General features: G+C 66.7%; 21 protein-coding genes. 13 read left to right on the top strand and 8 right to left on the bottom strand.

The window, feature by feature from the left end; genetic code table 11:
• Positions 1–15 precede the first annotated feature (15 nt).
• From AC3EDY_RS11605 to AC3EDY_RS11590, 4 genes are all read left to right on the top strand, one after another.
• Entirely contained in the window at positions 16–1,077 is a 1,062-nt protein-coding gene (locus AC3EDY_RS11605; RefSeq protein ID WP_488572651.1) for a 4-oxalomesaconate tautomerase, read from the top strand.
• A 72-nt stretch (positions 1,078–1,149) separates the two neighbouring features.
• Complete coding sequence (locus tag AC3EDY_RS11600) at positions 1,150–2,019, top strand: amidohydrolase family protein (protein ID WP_488572650.1); 870 nt, start codon at positions 1,150–1,152, stop codon at positions 2,017–2,019.
• Positions 2,020–2,137: 118 nt separating this feature from the next.
• Positions 2,138–2,554, top strand: coding sequence for a secondary thiamine-phosphate synthase enzyme YjbQ (locus tag AC3EDY_RS11595; protein ID WP_488572680.1), 417 nt, complete (start codon positions 2,138–2,140; stop codon positions 2,552–2,554).
• 2 nt (positions 2,555–2,556) lie between these two features.
• The gene (locus AC3EDY_RS11590) at positions 2,557–2,967 is read left to right on the top strand and encodes an acyl-CoA thioesterase (RefSeq protein ID WP_488572649.1); all 411 of its coding nucleotides are present in this window, start codon (positions 2,557–2,559) and stop codon (positions 2,965–2,967) included.
• A gap of 58 nt (positions 2,968–3,025) precedes the next feature.
• On the opposite strand, the gene AC3EDY_RS11585 is transcribed toward AC3EDY_RS11590, so the two are convergent.
• Positions 3,026–5,482, bottom strand: coding sequence for an FtsK/SpoIIIE family DNA translocase (locus AC3EDY_RS11585; RefSeq protein ID WP_488572648.1), 2,457 nt, complete (start codon positions 5,480–5,482; stop codon positions 3,026–3,028).
• Positions 5,483–5,572: 90 nt separating this feature from the next.
• Positions 5,573–6,106 (bottom strand): thiamine phosphate synthase, encoded by a 534-nt coding sequence (locus tag AC3EDY_RS11580; RefSeq protein WP_488572647.1) that lies wholly within the window; start codon positions 6,104–6,106, stop codon positions 5,573–5,575.
• Between the two features lie 22 nt (positions 6,107–6,128).
• Here AC3EDY_RS11580 and AC3EDY_RS11575 point away from each other — a divergent pair, with 22 nt between their 5' ends.
• A complete protein-coding gene (locus AC3EDY_RS11575; RefSeq protein ID WP_488572646.1) occupies positions 6,129–6,794 on the top strand; it encodes a YggS family pyridoxal phosphate-dependent enzyme in 666 nt (221 codons plus the stop codon).
• Between the two features lie 30 nt (positions 6,795–6,824).
• Here AC3EDY_RS11575 and pyk read toward each other — a convergent pair whose 3' ends face one another.
• Positions 6,825–8,282 (bottom strand): pyruvate kinase, encoded by a 1,458-nt coding sequence (gene pyk / locus AC3EDY_RS11570; RefSeq protein WP_488572645.1) that lies wholly within the window; start codon positions 8,280–8,282, stop codon positions 6,825–6,827.
• Positions 8,283–8,355: 73 nt separating this feature from the next.
• Here pyk and AC3EDY_RS11565 point away from each other — a divergent pair, with 73 nt between their 5' ends.
• On the top strand, positions 8,356–8,703 hold the full coding sequence (locus AC3EDY_RS11565) for a DUF1244 domain-containing protein (protein ID WP_488572644.1): 348 nt from the start codon (positions 8,356–8,358) through the stop codon (positions 8,701–8,703).
• A 136-nt stretch (positions 8,704–8,839) separates the two neighbouring features.
• The gene (locus AC3EDY_RS11560) at positions 8,840–9,076 is read left to right on the top strand and encodes a DUF2312 domain-containing protein (protein ID WP_333838536.1); all 237 of its coding nucleotides are present in this window, start codon (positions 8,840–8,842) and stop codon (positions 9,074–9,076) included.
• Between the two features lie 25 nt (positions 9,077–9,101).
• Here the strand turns inward: AC3EDY_RS11560 and AC3EDY_RS11555 are convergent, their stop codons facing one another.
• Complete coding sequence (locus tag AC3EDY_RS11555; protein WP_488572643.1) at positions 9,102–9,794, bottom strand: CPBP family glutamic-type intramembrane protease; 693 nt, start codon at positions 9,792–9,794, stop codon at positions 9,102–9,104.
• 152 nt (positions 9,795–9,946) lie between these two features.
• Between AC3EDY_RS11555 and AC3EDY_RS11550 the strand changes: the two genes are divergently transcribed.
• The 4 genes from AC3EDY_RS11550 (at position 9,947) to ruvB (ending at position 13,173) form a co-directional block, all read left to right on the top strand.
• On the top strand, positions 9,947–10,690 hold the full coding sequence (locus AC3EDY_RS11550) for a YebC/PmpR family DNA-binding transcriptional regulator (protein ID WP_488572642.1): 744 nt from the start codon (positions 9,947–9,949) through the stop codon (positions 10,688–10,690).
• A 188-nt stretch (positions 10,691–10,878) separates the two neighbouring features.
• Positions 10,879–11,355 carry a crossover junction endodeoxyribonuclease RuvC gene (gene ruvC / locus AC3EDY_RS11545; protein ID WP_488572641.1) on the top strand — a complete coding sequence of 159 codons (477 nt, stop codon included), beginning with the start codon at positions 10,879–10,881 and terminating at the stop codon, positions 11,353–11,355.
• Positions 11,356–11,424: 69 nt separating this feature from the next.
• Complete coding sequence (gene ruvA, locus AC3EDY_RS11540; RefSeq protein WP_488572640.1) at positions 11,425–12,042, top strand: Holliday junction branch migration protein RuvA; 618 nt, start codon at positions 11,425–11,427, stop codon at positions 12,040–12,042.
• An 81-nt stretch (positions 12,043–12,123) separates the two neighbouring features.
• Positions 12,124–13,173: a Holliday junction branch migration DNA helicase RuvB gene (gene ruvB, locus AC3EDY_RS11535; protein ID WP_488572639.1), complete on the top strand. Its 1,050-nt coding sequence runs from the start codon at positions 12,124–12,126 to the stop codon at positions 13,171–13,173.
• Between the two features lie 201 nt (positions 13,174–13,374).
• On the opposite strand, the gene AC3EDY_RS11530 is transcribed toward ruvB, so the two are convergent.
• A complete protein-coding gene (locus AC3EDY_RS11530; RefSeq protein WP_488572638.1) occupies positions 13,375–13,596 on the bottom strand; it encodes a hypothetical protein in 222 nt (73 codons plus the stop codon).
• Positions 13,597–13,673: 77 nt separating this feature from the next.
• Positions 13,674–14,321 carry a hypothetical protein gene (locus tag AC3EDY_RS11525; RefSeq protein ID WP_488572637.1) on the bottom strand — a complete coding sequence of 216 codons (648 nt, stop codon included), beginning with the start codon at positions 14,319–14,321 and terminating at the stop codon, positions 13,674–13,676.
• On the opposite strand from AC3EDY_RS11525, the gene AC3EDY_RS11520 reads away from it, so the two are divergent.
• Positions 14,302–14,379 carry a hypothetical protein gene (locus AC3EDY_RS11520; RefSeq protein WP_488572679.1) on the top strand — a complete coding sequence of 26 codons (78 nt, stop codon included), beginning with the start codon at positions 14,302–14,304 and terminating at the stop codon, positions 14,377–14,379. The genes AC3EDY_RS11525 and AC3EDY_RS11520 overlap by 20 nt on opposite strands.
• A gap of 214 nt (positions 14,380–14,593) precedes the next feature.
• Here the strand turns inward: AC3EDY_RS11520 and acnA are convergent, their stop codons facing one another.
• Positions 14,594–17,263 carry an aconitate hydratase AcnA gene (gene acnA / locus AC3EDY_RS11515; protein WP_488572636.1) on the bottom strand — a complete coding sequence of 890 codons (2,670 nt, stop codon included), beginning with the start codon at positions 17,261–17,263 and terminating at the stop codon, positions 14,594–14,596.
• 460 nt (positions 17,264–17,723) lie between these two features.
• A complete protein-coding gene (locus tag AC3EDY_RS11510) occupies positions 17,724–17,918 on the bottom strand; it encodes a hypothetical protein (protein ID WP_488572635.1) in 195 nt (64 codons plus the stop codon).
• Between the two features lie 218 nt (positions 17,919–18,136).
• Between AC3EDY_RS11510 and AC3EDY_RS11505 the strand changes: the two genes are divergently transcribed.
• A complete protein-coding gene (locus AC3EDY_RS11505; RefSeq protein WP_488572634.1) occupies positions 18,137–19,591 on the top strand; it encodes a L,D-transpeptidase family protein in 1,455 nt (484 codons plus the stop codon).
• The last annotated feature ends 226 nt before the right edge of the window (positions 19,592–19,817 follow it).

The raw sequence follows: 19,817 nt of genomic DNA, 5'->3' as shown, positions 1-19,817 counted from the left end.
AGGAGGAGCATGGCCATGACCACCGGACTTTCCGCTCCATGCATGTGGATGCGCGGCGGCACCTCGAAAGGCGGCTATTTCCTGAAAGGCGATCTGCCGGCCGACAGGGCGGCGCGCGATGCCTTTCTGCTGGCCGTCATGGGCTCGCCCGATCCGCGCCAGATCGACGGCATGGGCGGCGCCGATCCGTTGACCAGCAAAGTGGCCGTCGTCAGCCCATCGACGCGCGAGGGTGTCGATGTCGATTACCTGTTCCTGCAGGTTTTCGTGGATCAGGCCATCGTTACCGATGCGCAGAACTGCGGCAATATCCTGGCCGGCGTTGGCCCCTTTGCGATCGAGCGTGGGCTGGTGACGGCAACCGGCGATGAAACCCGCGTGACCATCCATATGGAAAACACCGGCCAGGTGGCCGTGGCCACGGTACAAACGCCGGGCGGCGCGGCAAGCTATGCCGGCGATACCGCGATCGACGGCGTGCCGGGCACCCATGCCCCGGTGCCGCTGGAATTCCGCGACACCGCCGGATCGAGCTGCGGCGCGCTGCTGCCCACAGGCAACTTGGTCGACGTGATCCGGGGCGTGCCCGTGACCTTGATCGACAACGGCATGCCATGCGTGGTGATGAAAGCCGAAGATGCAGGCGTGACCGGCTATGAAGACCGCGACTGGCTGGACAATGCGGCAGAGCTGAAAGCGCGGATCGAAGCGATCCGGCTGGAAGCCGGACCGTTGATGAACCTGGGCGACGTGACCGAAAAATCGGTTCCCAAGATGATGCTGGTGGCCCCGCCGCGCAACGGCGGCGCGGTGACCGTGCGCAGTTTCATTCCCCACCGCGCCCATGCGACGATCGGCGTGCTGGGCGCCGTTTCGGTCGCGACCGCCTGCCTGCTGCAGGGATCGCCGGCGGCCGAGGTGGCGAAAGTGGGCGGGGGCAGCCGCAAGACGCTGTCTGTCGAGCATCCCACCGGCGAAATGAGCTGCGTGCTGGAGACGGACGAGAGCGGCGCCGTGAAAAGCGCTGCCCTGCTGCGCACGGCGCGAAAGCTGATGGACGGGGTGGTGTTCGGATAGGCACGAAAACCCCGAAACCGTCACCGCGGCCGGGCAGTGAACTTTGATTACATCATATCAGGATGACATGACATGACCGATCGCATCGTTTCCTGGCACGGCGACCCGTCGAAGCCGCGCTATGTCCCGCCTGCCGGAGCGATCGACGCGCATTGCCACGTATTCGGGCCGATGGCGCAGTTTCCGTTCAGCGCCAAAGCCAAGTACCTGCCCGAGGATGCCGGGCCGGACATGCTGTTCGCGCTGCGCGATCATCTGGGCTTCGATCGCAACGTGATCGTGCAGGCAAGCTGCCACGGCACGGACAATGCCGCCACGCTCGATGCCATTGCCAGGTCGAACGGAAAAGCGCGCGGCGTGGCCGTGGTCGATCCGGCAATTTCCGAGGGAGAACTGGCGCGGCTGCACGAGGGCGGCATGCGCGGCATCCGCTTCAATTTCCTGAAACGCCTGGTGGACGATGCGCCCAAGGACAGGTTCCTCGACGTGGCCCGGCGCCTGCCGCCCGGCTGGCACGTGGTGATCTATTTCGAGGCGGATATCCTGGAAGACCTGCGCCCGTTCATGGCCGCGATCCCCGTGCCGCTGGTGATCGACCATATGGGGCGCCCCGACGTGACCCAGGGACCCGACGGCCCGGACATGCAGGCCTTCCGCGCCTTGCTCGATTCCCGGCCGGACATCTGGTTCAAAGCCACCTGTCCCGACCGGCTGGACCCGGCGGGCGATCCGTGGAATGCCTTTGCCGCGGCGGTCGCGCCGCTGGTGGCGGCCTATCCCGACCGCGCGCTGTGGGGCACGGACTGGCCGCATCCGAACATGCAGGATGCCATTCCCGACGATGGCCACCTGGTCGACATGATCCCGCGCATCGCCCCGACCGCGGAACTGCAGCGCAAACTGCTGATCGACAATCCCGCCCGGCTTTACTGGGCCGACTGAAGATCGGCCACGGGCCGGGCAACCGTCGCGCGCCGGGGGCGCTCTGGCGCGCGACGGGGCAGGCACGGTTGTGCGACAGGCATTGCGGCGTCATCAGCAGGCGATCATGGCACCTCCATTGCGCCAGGCCGGCACCGAAATCGTCGTGCACACGCCCGGAGCGGGCCTGCACGAGATAACCGCCCAGGTGAGCGCCTGGGTGGCTGGGGAGGCCATGGAAACGGGGCTGCTCATGCTGTTCTGCCGCCATACCTCCGCCTCGCTGTGCATTCAGGAGAACGCTGCGCCGGCGGTACGCGGCGACGTGCTGCGTTGGCTCGATCGCCTGGCACCCGAAAACGCCGGCTATGCCCACGACGATGAAGGGCCGGACGACATGCCCGCGCATCTCAAAAGCATTCTTACCGGGGTTTCGCTGTCGATTCCGCTGATCGGCGGACGGCTGGCGCTGGGCACCTGGCAGGGCATCTATCTGTGCGAACACCGTCGTGCCGCCCATCGGCGGCGCGTGATGCTGCATCTTCTGGGCGCCTGACCATGACTGCGGCCCCTTTTTCGCTGACGTTCACGGCCCTGCCCGAACACATCGACGAACTGGGCCACGTCAACAACGCCGTCTGGGTGCAGTGGATGGAGCAGATCGCCACGCGCCATTGGGAAGCGGTGGCCCCGCCCGCCCACCAGGCCGCCTATATCTGGGTCGTCACCCGGCACGAGATCGACTATCGCGGCAATGTGAGCGCCGGGGAAAGCGTGACGGCAACGACGTTCATTCCCGATCCGCCGCACGGCGCGCGGTTCGATCGGTGCGTCGATTTCGCCACCACGGCTGGCAGGGTCATCGTCCGCGCGCGCACCACCTGGGCCTTTCTGGACAAGGCCAGCGGCCGCCTGATGCGCATTCCCGCCGACGTGGCGGCGCCGTTCTGGAGCCAGGGCGCGGCGTAACCCGTCGCCGTGTTGGAGCGAGGGTGCGGCGTGATCGCCGCTGGCCCCTGGCGGCTCGTCAGAGCGGATTGCCGTCCTTGTCGCGATAGATCTCGCGGCGGCCGACGTGGTTGGCCGGGCCGACGAGACCGTCCTGCTCCATGCGCTCGATCCACTTCGAGGCGGTGTTGTAACCGACGCCCATCTGCCGCTGGATCCAGCTGGCCGAGGCTTTCTGGCTTTCGAACACGAGCTGGCAGACCTGACGATACTTGCGATCCTCGGGATTGTCGGAGGTATCGAGCTCGTCGAAGCCGAACGAGCCTTCTTCCGGTTCCTCGGTGACGGAATCGACGTATTCCGGCTTGCCCTGCCCGCGCCAGTGATCCGCCACGCGCTCCACTTCCTCGTCGCTGACGAAGGGGCCGTGCACGCGCTTGATCGGATCGGTATTGGGCTTGAACAGCATGTCGCCCTTGCCCAGCAGCTGTTCGGCGCCCTGTTCGCCCAGGATCGTGCGGCTGTCGATGCGGCTGGTCACGGCAAAGGAAATGCGCGTGGGCAGGTTGGCCTTGATCACGCCGGTGATCACGTCGACCGAGGGCCGCTGCGTCGCCATGATGAGGTGGATGCCGGCGGCACGGCTCTTTTGCGAAAGCCGCTGGATCAGCACTTCCACTTCCTTGCCCACCGTCACCATCAGGTCGGCAAGCTCGTCGACGATCACCACGATCTGGGGCAGGACCTGGTATTCCAGTTGCTGTTCCTCGAACAGTTCCTCACCCGTTTCGGGATCGAACCCCACCTGGATGCGGCGGCCCAGCGGTTTGCCCCGCGCCTGCGCCGCGCGCACCTTTTCGTTGAAGCCCGAAAGGTTGCGCACACCGATCGACGACATCTGGCGATAGCGCCGCTCCATTTCCTCCACCGCCCATTTCAGCGCGCGGACGGCCTTGGCCGGCTCCGTCACCACCGGCGAGAGCAGATGGGGAATATCGTCGTAGGACTTGAGCTCGAGCACTTTGGGATCGACCAGGATCATGCGGCACTGCGCCGGGGTGAGCCGGTAGAGCAGCGACAGCAGGATGCAGTTGAGCCCGACCGACTTGCCCGAGCCGGTGGTGCCCGCGACCAGCAGATGGGGCATGGTGGCCAGATCGGCCACGATCGGTTCGCCGGCGATGTCCTTGCCCAGGATGATCGGCAAGAGGCCCTTAGCGTTGACGAACTTGTCGCAGGCGACCAGCTCGCGGAACGAGACCATGTCGCGGATCTGGTTGGGCAGTTCGATGCCCATCACCGTGCGGCCGGGAATGGCCGAGACGCGCGCGGACACCGCGCTCATGTTGCGGGCAATGTCGTCAGCAAGGCCGATCACGCGGCTGGCCTTGATGCCCGGGGCGGGTTCCAGCTCGTACATCGTCACCACCGGCCCGGTGCGCACGGCGGTGATTTCCCCCTTGACGTTGAAATCGTCGAGCACGTTTTCGAGTAGGCGCGCGTTGCGTTCGAGAGCCAGCTTGTCGATCCTGGGCTGGGCGCTGGCGGGCACTTCCTCGAGAATGTCGATCGAGGGCAGCGCGTACTTGTCGAACAGATCGATCTGGCGGGCCGGCGTCTTGGGCACGGGCGCGGGCATGCGCTGCGGATCGCTGATCTCGGTGGGGCGGCGCGGCGCGGCAGCATCGGCGGGGATGACGGGATCGCGCCGGTCGAGCGGGGCCAAGCCGTTGTCGGCCTCGTCGTCATCGTCTTCCTCGCCCGCGCGCAGGGCATCGGCGACGGCATCCATGGCCCTGGGCGCACGACGCTGGCGCGCCGAGGGCGTATCGACCGCCTTGCGGTTCCGGCGCAGCACGGCGGGAAACGACAGGAGTTGTCGCCAGTCGAGCGCGAAGACGCGGCCGGTCAGGAACAAGCCGCCCCCCAGCGCCACCAGCGCGAGGGCGAGAGTGATCCACCCCTGCGCCACCGGTGCCAGGCCGGCAAGGGCATGCACGCCCGCCGCGCCCAGCAGGCCGGTCAACCCGCCAAAGCCAGCCGGCAGGCTCCCTCCAGGCCCGGTAAAAGCCAGCGCAAGCGCCGTCCCCGACAGCGCCATGGCCAAGACCAGGCCGAGCGCCAGGCGCCACCAGGCAGGCTCGGGCAGCGGCGGTTCCTCATCCTCGTCCACGTCGATCAGATCGCCGGCCGCATCCCACAGGCGGCGGGCAAAGACGAACAGCAGCGGCACGGCAAGGCCGCCGGGCACGCCGAACAGCACCAGCACCCGCTCTGCCGCCCAGGCGCCGGGCCAGCCCATCCAGTTTTCCACCGGGCTGCCCGAGGCCGTGCTGCCCGAAGGATCGGTCTGGGTATAGCTGACGAGCGCAAGGGCCAGGAACAGCGTGGCACCGAACAGGCCTGCCCCGCCGATCAGTTCGAAACTGCGGCGAAAGCTGCGCCGCAGGACGGCGCGCCAGTTGGGATTGCCCCGGCGCGCGCCGGCCCCGGGACGCGTGGGAGGACGATTGGGAGTGAGTGCCCGCGAAGCCATGATGTGGTGTGTTCCTTCTGCCCCCATCATCGCGCCAAGTGCCCGGCCGGTCAAGAATCCGCGGCGAAAGCCCCGTAAATTCGGGGGGATTCAGGAAAGACCGTCGATCGCCGCCCAGCCGTGCACCGCACCCCGGCGGGGCAGGCGCCGCTCCGCGGCCTGCGTCATGCCGCCCAGCGCCAGGACCGGCACGGGGCTGTGCGCTGCCAGCAGCAGGAACCGCACCATGCCAAGGACGGGGGCGCCGGGATGGCTGCGCGTGGGCAGCACCGGGGAGAGCAGCACGGCATCGGCCCGCGCGCGCGCCGCCTGGCCGATTTCGCGCAGGGAATGGGCCGTCGCCAGGCGCAGGCCGCTTTCCCGGCCCAGCGCGCCCGGCGGGCCATAGCGCCCCTGCCCGCCCCGCCCGCACGGCGCGCCGGCCGCGATCAGGGCCACGCCGCGCGCCCGGGCCGGGCGGCGCAGCGCGGCCCAGCGGCGGCGGCGTTCGTCGGCTGTCAGATGATAATGCCGGAAGACAAGCGCGCTGCCCGCCGGCAGGCGCCGCAGCGCGCGCGCCAGCACGGCATCGTTGCGCGCATCGCTGAGCAGAACCAGCCGCGGCACGGGGTAGCGCTTTGCCATGATCGCGCTATAGCACCGCGCCATGACTGGACCAGAGCATCCCGCGCTAGACGCCATTCGCGGCCGCATCGCCCAGGCCGCGCGCCTGGCCCGCCGCGCCCCCGAAGAGGTGACGCTGGTGGCGGTTTCCAAGACTCACCCGGCCGAGGCGATCCGCCCGTTGATCGCGGCGGGGCAGAAGGTGTTCGGCGAAAACCGCGTGCAGGAAGCCCAGGCCAAGTGGGCACCGCTGCGCGCGGAGCACGAAGGGCTGGAACTGCACCTTATGGGCCAGTTGCAATCCAACAAGGCCGACGATGCGGTGGCCCTGTTCGATTGCATCCATTCGCTCGATCGCCCCTCGCTGGCAACCGCCCTGGCACGGGCCATGGACAGGACCGGCCGCCGCGTGCCGCTGTTCGTGCAGGTGAACATCGGCGCCGAAGCGCAGAAAGGCGGCTGCGCCATTGCCGATCTGCCCGCCCTGCTGGATCAGGCGCGCATTGCCGCGCTGCCGGTGATCGGCCTGATGTGCGTGCCGCCGGCCGGGATCGAAGCCGCACCGTTCTTTGCCCTGCTCGACCGGATGGCCGGCGATCACGGCCTTGCCGGCCGTTCGATGGGCATGAGCGAGGATTTCGAAACCGCGATCATGCTAGGCGCGACTCATGTGCGGGTGGGATCGGCATTGTTCGGCGCGCGCGGCTGACGCCGCGTTCCCGTGGCGCGACGCTGCCGGTCAGGCGTCCTTGTGCTGCTTGAGCTCATCGCCGGTCAGCGTGACCACGTGCAGCAGGTTTGTGGCGCCCGGCGTGCCGAACGGCACCCCCGCCAGCGCGACCAGCTTTGACCCGGCCGTGCCGAAATCGTGGCGCAGCGCCATGCGCTTGCCCTTGGCGATCATTTCCTCGAAACTGCCGATGTCCTTGGTGGCGACGGCATGGGCGCCCCACAGCAGCCCCACCTTGCGCGCGGTGCGCTGGCTGGGAGTGAGCACCAGCATGGGCACGCCCGGCCGCTCGCGCGCGACCCGGCGCGCGGTGGAGCCCGATCCGGTGAACACGATGATCCCGGCGATCGGCAATGTCTGCGCGATCGAGGCGCAGGCTTCGGCCAGGGCATCGGCCGTGGTGGGATCGGGCAGAGTCTCGATGAAATGGACGCGCGCGGCAAAGCCGGGATCGCTTTCGACCTGGACGGCAATGCGGTTCATGATGCTGACCGCTTCTTCCGGCCAGGCGCCCGCGGCGGTTTCGGCCGAAAGCATCACCGCATCGGCACCATCGTAGACGGCATTGGCCACGTCCGACACTTCGGCGCGCGTGGGGGTGGGCGTCTCGATCATCGATTCCAGCATCTGCGTGGCGACGACCACCGGCTTGCCCTGGCGGCGCGCGCTTTCCACGATGCGCTTTTGCAGCGGGGGAACTTCTTCGGGATTGAGCTCGACGCCCAGATCGCCGCGAGCCACCATGATGCCGTCGGACAGTTCGAGAATCTCTTCGAGGCGCGAGACGGCAGCAGGCTTTTCGATCTTGGCCATGAGTGCGCCATAGCCGCCCATCAGGCGCCGCGCTTCGGCCACGTCTTCGGGGCGCTGCACGAAAGAGAGGGCGATCCAGTCGGCACCGTGTTCCACGGCAAAGGCCAGATCGCGCCGGTCCTTGTCGGTCAACGCGGGCACCGGCACCACCGCATCGGGCACGTTGACGCCCTTGCGATCGGAAATGACCCCGCCCACCTCGGCCGAACAGAAGATCGCATCGGCATCGGCCCGAATCACCCGCAGGCGCAGCTTGCCGTCATCGATCAGCAGGCGCTGGCCCTTTCTGAGAATGCCGAACAGTTCGGGATGCGGCAGGCACACACGAGTCTCGTCGCCCGGCGCGGGATCGCGATCGAGCGTGAAGTGGCCGGAATGGCGGATCACCGCGCGGCCATCCTTGAACGTGCCCACGCGCAGCTTGGGACCCTGGAGATCGCACAGGACCGTGATCGGGCGCTGCACCCGCGCTTCGAGCGCGCGGATGCTGGCAATGGTTTCGGCGTGGATCGCGTGTTCGCCATGGCTCATGTTTACGCGAAACGCATCGGCCCCGGCGCGGAACAGTTTCTCCAGCATGTCTGGCGAGCGGCTGGCCGGCCCCACGGTGGCGAGGATCTTGACCTTGCGTTCGCGCTTGTCGGGCTTGGCCATGGATACGACAACTCCTCTTCCTATCGGCCGGGGCTATGGCCTATGCGGGCTGAAAACCCAAGGGATGATGACTATGGATACGAATTCTCCCCAAGCCGGGATGCACGATGCCGCCACCGATCCGCTGGACCGACTGGACGATGCGGTGGCCGCCGCCGCGTTTCGCCGCCTGGTGCGCCATTTGCGCCATCGCCACGACGCCCAGAACATCGATCTGATGGGCCTTGCGGGTTTCTGCCGCAATTGCCTGGCCGACTGGATCGTTGAAGCGGGCGCCCCGCTGGACAAGACCGCCGCGCGCACCGCGATTCATGGTCTGCCCGCCGACGAATGGAAAGCACGCTATCAGCCGCCGGCCACGCCGGAACAACTGGCCCGCATGGCGGAAAGCATGAACAAGAACCCGGCGCCCCGGGATTGACCCCCCGTTGTAGCGCGATCTTTCCACAGGCACGGCTTTGCCAGCCGGCGCTCGGGCCGCTATCTGCGCGCGCCGGGGGGGGGCCGCATGGCCATTCACGACCAGATTCGCCACTACCAGATTCGGAGCATATCCCATGGCCGACGCCGCCGATGATCGCCTGCGCCTTTTGATCGAGCGCATCGAACGCCTGGAAGAGGAAAAGAAAGGGATCGGTGACGATATCAAGGACGTCTACAGCGAGGCCAAGGCCGCCGGCTATGACGCCAAGATCATGCGCCAGATCGTGCGCCTGCGAAAAATGAAGCCCGACGATCGCCGCGAGATGGAAGCGATCCTCGACGTCTACAAGAACGCGCTCGGCATCGATTGAGCCCGAGCAGGAACTGCTAGGCGGCCTAGAGCAGGAACGCCGCCGTCACCGCCACCGCGTTGCCGATGGCATGCGTCAGCATGGCCGCGGGCAGGCCGATGCGCACGCGGACGAACCCGAAAACCAGCCCGGCCCACAGTTGCGGCAGCACCATGGGCAGCAGCGACGGCGTGATGCGCGGATAGTTGCCGAGATGGAGCAGCGCGAAGACCACCGCCTGGATCAGGAACAGTACCGGAAACGCAGCCTTGAACCAGGCGGGCGTTTCCCGGCGACGCAACACGAGCCAACCGGCGCCCGTACCGACGAGCGCAAGGAGAAGCGCGCCCCATGCCAAGCGATGGGCTGCACCGTCGCGCATCGCCCAAAGCGCGGCAAGCGCGAGCGCAAGACCGGCCAGGAGCACCAGCGCGCGCGGGCGGCCCGAAAGCCAGCCGCGAAAGACGCTTTCTTCGGCCACCGGCGCAAGCACCGTCACCGCCGGCAGCAGCAAGGCCGGCGGCCATCGACCAAAAGCTTCGGCCGACGGCAGGCCCATGGCCCGCTGCCACACGGACAGCGCCAGGACCAGCACGACCAGCCCGGCAACGTAAAGCCCGGTGGCCCCGCGCCACAGCGCGCGGCCTTCGGCACGGGCAAGGCCCAGGGGACGCGTCCAGCGGGGGCGGCGCAGGAAGGCAAGAAAAGCATGCGCGGTTGAAAGCAGCGGGAACGACATGCTTTCAGCCTATCGCCGCGGCGGTTAACGCCACGTGTGCCGCCGCGAACCGATTCCTGCCCATTTCCATGCCGATTGCCGTTTTGCATCGCTTGGTCTAGGGGCCGTGGCCAACGTTCGCGTTCCAACCATCAGCCGCAAGAAGCAGACCCATGGCAGGCCATTCCAAATTCAAGAACATCATGCATCGCAAGGGCGCGCAGGACAAAAAGCGCTCGGCGATGTTTTCCAAGCTTTCGCGCGAAATCACCGTGGCCGCCAAGATGGGCATGCCCGATCCGGACATGAACCCCCGCCTGCGCGCCGCGATCAACGCCGCCAAGGCGCAATCGATGCCCAAGGACAATATCCAGCGCGCGATCGACAAGGCCAGCAAGGGCGATGGCGAGAACTACGAAGAAGTGCGCTATGAAGGCTATGGCCCGGGCGGCGTGGCGCTGATCGTGGAAGCGCTGACCGACAACCGCAATCGCACGGCCACCAACGTGCGCACCGCCTTTGCCAAGAACGGCGGCAACCTGGGCGCTTCGGGCGCGGTCAGCCATGGCTTCGAACGGCTGGGCCTGATCGAATACCCGGCCGGCGCGGGCGACGAGGAAAAGGTGCTGGAAGCCGCGATCGAAGCCGGCGCGGACGACGTGGAGTCCGACGAGGACGCGCACCAGATCTGGACCGCGATCGACAACCTGCACCCTGTTTCGCGCGAGATGGAAAAGGTGCTGGGCGAAGCCGCGGCGGTCAGGCTGGCGTGGAAGCCCAGCCTCAAGACCACGGTATCGGCCGACGATGCGGCGACGCTGCTCAAGCTGATCGACGTGCTGGACGACGATGACGATGTGCAGACCGTCTGGGGCAATTACGAGATCCCCGACGATGTGATGGAAAAGCTGGGGTGACCGGTCTTTCTTGCCGCTTCCGCCGGTGACAGCGGGCACGGAGCAGCGGGACCCCGGATCATGTCCGGGGTGACGGGTGAGAGGGCCTTGCGATCCTCCCTCTCGCAGAGGGGGACGGGGACCGCGCGCGCAGCGCGGGGTGGTGGGGGTGAGCTCCCCCCCGCTGGGCGGTGGAGGACCTTGGCGCGATGATCATCCTGGGCATCGATCCCGGGCTTACCTGCACCGGCTGGGGCGTGGTGGCCAAGGCGGGCAGCCGGCTGAGCCATGTCGCCAATGGCCAGATCCGCACCGATGCCAAGGCCACGATGGCGCAGCGGCTGGTGGAACTCGATGCGGCCCTGACCGACGTGATCCTGCGGCACCGGCCCGATAGCGGCGCGGTGGAGGAAGTCTTCGTCAACGTGAACCCGCAATCGACGCTCAAGCTGGGCCAGGCGCGCGGCGTGGCCATGCTCAGCCTGGCACGATCGGGCATGCCGGTGGCCGAATATCCCACCAAGGTGATCAAGAAGGCGCTGGTCGGCACCGGCGGCGCGGAAAAGCAGCAGATCCAGCACATGCTGAAAATCCTGTTGCCCGGGGTAACGCTCGCCGGCGAAGACGCGGCCGATGCGCTGGCCGTGGCGATCACCCATGCCAACATGCTTGGCAGCCATCGCTGAGCAACCGACGCCGCCGGTTCCTCAACCCCGGTTGCACCGCGCCGGGTTCCCTGCCATAGGGAACAAACCATGATCGCCAAATTGACCGGCATGCTTGACGAGACTGGCCCGGACTGGGCGATCATCGACGTGAACGGCGTGGGTTACCTGGTGCATTGCTCGGCCAAGACGTTGACGCACCTGGGCGTGCGTGGCGACCGGATCGTGGTGCACACCGAAATGCAGGTGAGCGAAACCGACCAGCGCCTGATCGGCTTTGCCAGCGCGGGCGAGCGCGCGTGGTTCCGCCTGCTTACCGCCGTGCAGGGGGTCGGCTCGAAAGTGGCGCTGGCGATCCTTTCGGCACTGACCGTCGAGGAATTGCAGCGCGCCTGCGCCGGCGGCGATGCGGCGATGGTGGCCCGCGCCAACGGCGTGGGGCCCAAGCTGGCGAGCCGCATCGTCAACGAATTGAAAGACAAGGCCGGCGGATTGGCCGGTCTGTCCGGCGGGCTCGGCATTGCGGCCGAGGCCGGCATCGCCCTGCCCGCCGGATCGGCCAGCGCCGATGCCATTTCCGCTTTGCAGAACCTGGGTTTCAAGCCGGCCGTGGCATCGAGCGCGGTGGCCTTTGCGATCAAGGAACTGGGCGAGGAAGCGGCGTTGAACGATCTGGTGCGCGTAGCGCTCAAGCGGGCGACCGGGTGATGCGCGCGCGGCACAGCCAGGCGGCACGCCGGACCTTGGATCGAGCCGGCAGTCTTGCGCCCCGCATTGCGGACCGAGACCATGACCGATAATCCCCTGCTTTCCGCCAAGGCCCAGGCGGAGGATCCCGACGCCGCGCTGCGGCCCAAGACGCTGGCCGAATTCGTGGGGCAGGAAGCCGCGCGCGAAAACCTGAAAGTGTTCATCGCCAGCGCCAGGCAGCGCCGCGAGGCGATGGATCACGTGCTGTTCTTTGGACCCCCGGGCCTGGGCAAGACCACGCTGGCGCAGATCATCGCCCGCGAACTGGGAGTCAATTTCCGGGCCACGTCAGGCCCGGTGATTGCCAAATCGGGCGATCTGGCCGCCCTGCTCACCAATCTGGAATCGGGCGATGTGCTGTTCATCGATGAGATTCATCGCCTCAACCCGGTGGTCGAGGAAGTGCTCTATCCGGCGATGGAAGACCGCGCGCTCGACCTGATCATCGGCGAAGGGCCATCAGCGCGATCGGTGCGGATCGATCTGCCGCCGTTCACGCTGATCGGCGCGACCACGCGCCAGGGCCTGCTGCAGACGCCGCTGCGCGATCGATTCGGCATCCCCGTGCGGCTGCAGTTCTATACGGTGGCCGAACTGGAACGCGTGGTAACCCGCGGCGCCTGCCTGATGGGCGTGAGCATCGACGGCGATGGCGCGCGCGAGATCGCCAGGCGCGCGCGGGGCACCCCGCGCGTGGCCGGGCGCCTGCTGCGCCGGGTGCGCGATTTCGCCCAGGTCATCGGCGACGGCACGATCACCCGCGCTCTTGCCGATCAAGCACTGACGCGCCTGGAAGTGGACGCCCTGGGGCTGGACCTTCAGGATCGCCGCTATCTGACGATGATCGCCGACATCTATAAAGGTGGCCCCGTGGGCGTGGAAACGCTTGCGGCCGGCCTTTCGGAGCCGCGTGACACGATCGAGGAAGTGATCGAGCCCTATCTGATCCAGTTGGGCCTGGTGGCGCGCACCGCGCGGGGACGCTGCCTGAACGACCGGGCCTGGCAGCATCTGGGAATCACCCCGCCCAGCGCGCAGATGCCCGGGCCGCCCCCCGATGCCCTGCCCGGCCTGTTCGACGCCGATTGAGCTTCAAGGGCCTGTCGGAAACGGCAACACTGACGCGGCCAAAGGTTCCAGATTGGGACATAGTTAACACCTGTTTCCAAAATGCGACAAAACCGGCGTGCGTAAAGGCTGAATTTGTGGTTAACGCGATAGACGCTGCGGCCATGATCTGCGTTGTTGCGGCACAGGGAAACCCGGCAACGGCCTGTTAAACGGTTGCTGTCAGGCATTCCGGGTATTCAGCGAAAGCAAACGATCATGTCGGTTCGGATGGCATTGGCGAAACTGGCGGCCTGCGCAGCGGGCGGCGCAGTGCTGGGCGGTGGGGCGGTGCACGTTTCCGAAGCGCCCGGTTCTGGCGAAATCCATCACGTCAAGCCGATCAAGACCAAGCAGGCCAAGCCGCGCCGCGTGGTTCGCCGCGCACCCCAGCGCGTCGTGCACCGCCAGCGCAAGGTCATCACGACCGTGACCACCCAGGCCTGCGCCCCCGCGCAGCAATATGCGATGGCCCCTGTGCCCTATATGGCCCCCCTTCCCCCGCAGCAGCAGGGCGGCGGCGGTGGCGGCGTGCCGGTGGTGATCGGCGGCGGCCCGGTGGGCGGCTTTGGCGGGGGCTTCTTCGGTGGGTTCTTCGGCGGCGGCGGGGGCGGCGGCAGCGTGGTGGTATCTTCAACCAGCACGGGCTCCACGTCGACCTCGGGCGGATCGACATCCACCTCGGGCGGCTCCACCTCGACTTCGGGCGGATCGACATCCAGCTCGACGTCAGGGGGATCGACGTCAACCTCGGGCGGCTCCACGTCCACCTCCAGCGGCAATGTCTCCACGTCCAGCGGAAACGTCTCCACGTCCAGCGGCAACGTCTCCACGTCCAGCGGCAACGTCTCCACCTCCAGCGGGAACGTATCGACCTCTTCGGGCAACGTGAGTACGTCTTCGGGCAACGTCTCGACCAGTTCGTCCACTTCGTCGGGCAATGTCAGCACGTCCACTTCGACAAGCAGCAGCACCTCGTCCTCGACGTCGTCTTCCACGTCGAGTTCGACCAGTTCATCCACGTCGTCCAGCACATCGTCCTCGTCGAACGGCACGACATCGACCAGCGGCGGCACGACCACCGGCGGCACCGACGTGCCGGAACCTTCGATGGTCCTGCTGTTCGGCACGGCAGCCGCAGCCCTGATCGCGCGGCAGCGCTGGGGCCGGAGCCGCAGGACGGCTTGAGCATCCACGGCCAAGCCCGTCCTGACGGGCTCCAGGGAGGGGCGGTCTTCGGGGGGAGGCCGCCCCTCTTTTCATGGGGCGATGGCCATCGTCATCCAGGGATGACGCGCAAATCGAGCGGGACCCCGGACCAAATCGAGGGTGGCGGGCATGGAAAGGGCGGCCCCGATGGGGAGCCGCCCTTGTTCCTGTCAGCGAATGCCAAGCGCCGCGATCAGGCCGCCAGCTTGCGCAGCACGTAGTGCAGGATGCCGCCGTTGCGGAAGTATTCCAGTTCGTTGGCAGTATCGATGCGGCAAAGCGCTGGGAACGTGAAGCTGCTGCCGTCGGCGCGCGTCACGTTCACTGTCACCGTCTGGCGCGGCTGGAGAGCGGCGACGCCTTCGATCGTGAAAGCGTCGTCGCCGGTCAGCCCCAGGCTCTGGCGGGTCTGCCCATCGACGAACTGCAGCGGCAGCACGCCCATGCCGACCAGGTTCGAGCGATGGATACGCTCGAAGCTTTCAACAATCACCGCGCGCACGCCGAGCAGGTTTGTGCCCTTGGCCGCCCAATCGCGCGAGGAGCCGGTGCCGTATTCCTTGCCGGCGATGACCACCATCGGCGTGCCATCGGCCTTGTGCTTCTGTGCCACGTCATAGACCGCGCCGACTTCGTCGCCATAGCGCGAAAAGCCGCCCTCGGTGCCGGGAACCATCTCGTTCTTGATGCGGATGTTGGCAAAGGTGCCGCGCATCATCACTTCGTGGTGGCCACGGCGCGCGCCATAGGAGTTGAAATCCGCCTTGGCGACCTGGTGGTCCTGCAGCCACTTGCCCGCAGGGCTATCGGCCTTGATCGAGCCGGCCGGCGAGATGTGGTCGGTGGTGATCGAATCGCCCAGGATCAGCAGCGGCTTGGCACTGACGATGTCAGACAGCGGTGCCGGCGTCATGGTCATGCCATCGAAATAGGGCGGATTGGCCACATACGTCGAACCGGCGCGCCACGAATAGGTTTCCGAACCGGTGACGTTGATCGCCTGCCAATGCCCGTCGCCCTTGTAGACATCGGCATAGCGGGCCTGGAACATCGCGCGATCCACTGCCCCGGCCATGACCGAGGCGACTTCGGCGTTGGTCGGCCAGATGTCTTTCAGATAGACGGCAGCGCCATCCTTGCTGGTGCCGATCGGCGTGGTGGTGAAATCTTCGACCACCGTGCCCTTGAGCGCATAGGCGACGACGAGGGGCGGCGAAGCCAGGAAATTGGCACGCACATCGGGGCTGACGCGGCCTTCGAAATTGCGGTTGCCCGAAATCACCGATGCCGCGACGATCCCGTTTTCGTTGATCGCCTTGCTGATCGGTTCGGCCAGCGGGCCGGAATTGCCGATACAGGTGGTGCAGCCATAGCCGACCAGATTGAAGCCGATGTTGTCGAGGTGCGATTGCAGGCCGGCCTTGATCAGGTAGTCGGTCACCACCTGCGAACCCGGCGCCAGCGAGGTCTTGACCCAGGGCTTGGGCTTGAGGCCGAGTTCGTCGGCCTTCTTGGCGACCAGACCGGCGGCGATAAGCACGCCCGGGTTCGAGGTGTTGGTGCAGCTGGTGATCGCGGCGATCACCACGTCGCCGTCGCCGATGTCGTGATCCTTGCCGTCGACCGCCACGCGCGACTGGGTCTTCTTGTAGACGTCGCCCAGATCCCTGTTGAACACGTCGTCCACGTCGGGAAGCACGACCTTGTCCTGCGGACGCTTCGGCCCGGCGAGCGAGGGCACGACGGTGGACAGATCGAGTTCGAGGGTGGAAGTGAAGACCGGCTCGACCGCGGGATCGATCCAGAAGCCCTGCTCCTTGGCATAGGCTTCGACCAGGGCGATCTGGTCTTCCTCGCGACCGGTAAGGCGCAGATAGTCGAGTGTCTTTTCATCGATGCCGAAAAAGCCGCAAGTGGCGCCGTATTCGGGCGCCATGTTGGCAAGCGTCGCCCGGTCGGCCAGGGTAAGGCCGGCAAGGCCCGGGCCGAAGTATTCGACGAAACGGCCGACCACGCCGTGCTTGCGCAGCATGTTGGTGGCGGTGAGCACGAGATCGGTGGCCGTCACGCCTTCCTGGAGCTGGCCGGTGAAACGGAAGCCCACCACTTCGGGAATGAGCATGGAGACCGGCTGGCCGAGCATGGCCGCTTCGGCTTCGATGCCGCCCACGCCCCAGCCCAGCACGCCCAGGCCGTTGATCATGGTGGTGTGGCTGTCGGTGCCGACGCAGGTGTCGGGATAGGCGACCAGTTCGCCGTTCTGATCCTGCGAGGTCCACACCGCCTGGGCGATATGTTCGAGATTGACCTGGTGGCAGATGCCGGTGCCCGGCGGCACGGCGTGGAAGTTCGACAGCGACTTGGAACCCCACTTGAGGAAATCGTAGCGCTCGCCATTGCGATAGTATTCGATTTCCACGTTCTGTTCGAACGCCTTGGGATGGCCGAATTCATCGACCATCACCGAGTGGTCGATCACCAGGTGGACCGGCACCAGTGGGTTGATCTTGCTGGTATCGCCGCCCAGCCGGGCAATGGCATCGCGCATGGCGGCAAGATCGACCACGCAGGGCACCCCGGTGAAATCCTGCAGCAGCACGCGCGCCGGCCGATACTGGATTTCCGCGCTGCTCGACGGGTTGCTCTGCCAATCGACCAGAGCCTTGACGTCGTCGGTGGAAACGGTGAAGCCCCCGTCTTCGAAACGCAGAAGGTTTTCCAGCAGCACCTTCATCGAGAAGGGCAGCCGCGAAACGTCGCCAAGCTTTTCGGCGGCTTTCCTGAGCGAGTAGTAGGCAACCGTCTTGCCGCCGACGGTGAGCGTGCTGCGCGTGCCGAGCGAGTCCTGTCCGACCTGGGTCATGGCTAAGCGAAATCCTCCTGCCGTTTGCGAGGACCGCAGACGCGAAGGCCGGTGCCTTTCCCGATGCAATGCCTGCGTCCGGGGCAGCGACAGCCACGTGGGCCTCTCGTGAACGGCGCCGCGATGCGCTGTCCGGGCCGCCCCGTCAAGGGCGGGAAACGGGTAAATTTGCCGGATTTGCCTTATTGCGACGCAATAGCATGTGCATTGCCGTGCCGGGCCGGTTCGTTGCGTGGGCGCAGGCGCTCGGGTTGCCCTGTACCTCGCGGGCCTGTAACCCCGCACGCCTGTACCCGCGGGCCTGTAACCCGGCTGGCCTTGCGTCCGGGGCGCGTCCGCATGCCATCCGCGCCGCGAGGGTCTTGGCGATTCGCGAACCCGCGCGGTCACAACGGGCCTATGCCCCTCGAGAAAAGACCCGTGATCGCGGCGCTGCGCGACACGATCAGGGCGGCGGCGGTCAGCGGGGCCTGTTGTTACCGGCGCGGCGAAAGCCCCGGCTCACCACCGCCGCCCGCGACACATGCACTGCCAACTTCAGCGCTCCGTCGATCAGGCCGAAACCGGCAGGGCCGGCAAAAGCGAAGAGGATCGGCGAGGAATAGCGGCCTCCCGGCATGGCCGCCGCGATAGCGAGCGCGGAATGGGCTGGCATTGGCCGTTCCGCCGCCCTTGCCCCGCCGCGACCCCCGCTCTTGCCACGAATGTCCGGAAACGATCGACGGCCAATGCCGTTTCCTTGCCAGGCGCGCGTTCGCAAGCCCGATTCAGCTTGGCGAAAGCCTCGCTGCTTGATTGCCGCACAGGCATGGGGCAGAGATGAACCGTGCACCAGCCGCGCGCAATCGAATGGCAACAGGAAATTTCAAGCCGATGAACCCCAGCAAATTCAGGCCGCAGCGCTACAACCGTGTGCGTTTCGCCGCGGCGCCGTCGCTGGCCCTGGCTGCCCTGCTTGCCCCGCTCGCGCTTTCGACCCCTGCCTTGGCCCGCATGCAGGATGGCCCGGTGGACCTTACCGCCCAGGCGCAGCGCCAGGCGCCCAAGCCGCGTGCCCCTTCTGCGCCTGCCCCGGTCACCGTTCCGGCCGTTCCCCCTTCGCCGGACGCGGCCGTTGCGGTTCCCCCGCCCCCGCCCGCCCTGCCCGAGGTGGAAGCCCCGCCACCCGTCGCGGTCTGGACCCTGCAGGATGCCAGGGACCTGCTTTCGACGATCCGCGGCATCGGCAGCGAGGGCCTGTTCGCCCGCGACTATCAGCCTGCCGCCCTGGCCGCCGCGATCGCCAGGGGCGAGAGCGACGATCTGGACCAGCTGGCGAGCCGGCTGTTCGTATGGCTGGCCGAAGACCTGCGCGACGGGCGCACGCCGATGCCTGCACGCGTGCAATGGTTTGCCGTGGACCCGGATCAGGATCTGCACCCCAATTCGGCCCTGCTGGCCCAGGCCACCGAAACGCACGATGTGAAAGGCACGCTGCGCAGCCTTTTGCCCACCCATCCCGATTACGCGCTGCTGCGCCAGTTGCTGCAGACCACCAAGGACCCGCAGAAGCTGGCCCTGGTGCGCGCCAACATGGACCGCTGGCGCTGGCTGGCGCGCGATCTGGGCCTACAATACCTGATCATCAACGTGCCCGAGCAGATGCTGCGGCTCACGGTCAACAACCAGATCATCACCACTTATCGCGCCATCGTTGGCAAGCCGGGCAAGACGGCCACGCCGCAACTGGCCGAAATGGTGGAAAACGTGGTGTTCAACCCGACCTGGACAGTGCCTCAATCGATCGTCAAGGGCGAAGGGCTGGGCGCCGACCTTTTGGCCCACCCGGCCAAGGCCAAGCGCCTGAACTATGCCGTGAAGCAGCTTTCCGACGGCACGATCCAGGTGGTGCAGCAGCCTGGCGACAACAATTCGCTGGGCCGCGTCAAGCTCGACATGCCCAACGAATTTGCCATCTATATTCACGACACGCCGCAGCGCAGCCTGTTCGCCCAGGAAAACCGCGCCCTTTCGCACGGCTGCATCCGCGCCGAACGCGCCACCGAACTGGCGATGACCATGGCGATCCTGGGGGCGGACCTGCCCAAGGACACGGCCGTGGAATACAATCTCTCGGGCAAGTATACCAAAGTGCCGATGACCAAGCCTTTTCCGGTCTATCTCACCTATTTCACCGTGGCGCGCGACGTGAACGGCACGATGCGCAGCTTCAAGGACCTTTACGGCCGCGACGCCCCCGTACTCGCCAGCTTCGCCCAGCCGCGCCAACTGCACACGACCCAGCGCAAGAGCAACGAGGAAGTGATCAAGCTGGACAATCCGCTGTAACGGTCCGAAGGCGCTTTAGGGCTCCTTGAGGCAACGCACTGCGTTGCGGCCCTCCAATGCGCTGTTGCCTGCGCAGGAGAGGAAGCCTGCTGTCCGGACGAGAAGCGCGTATGCCCAGCAGGCTGCCGCTTCGACCGTCTGGGCGCTGCTTTGCGTCGGCAAGGACCAATCCTGTCGTTTCCGATCGCCGCAACCGCCGCATTCGCCTTGACGCAGGGAGAAACAT

Source organism: Novosphingobium sp. DS6-6 (assembly GCF_057784975.1).
This window is presented reverse-complemented; position numbering and strand designations above follow the sequence as displayed.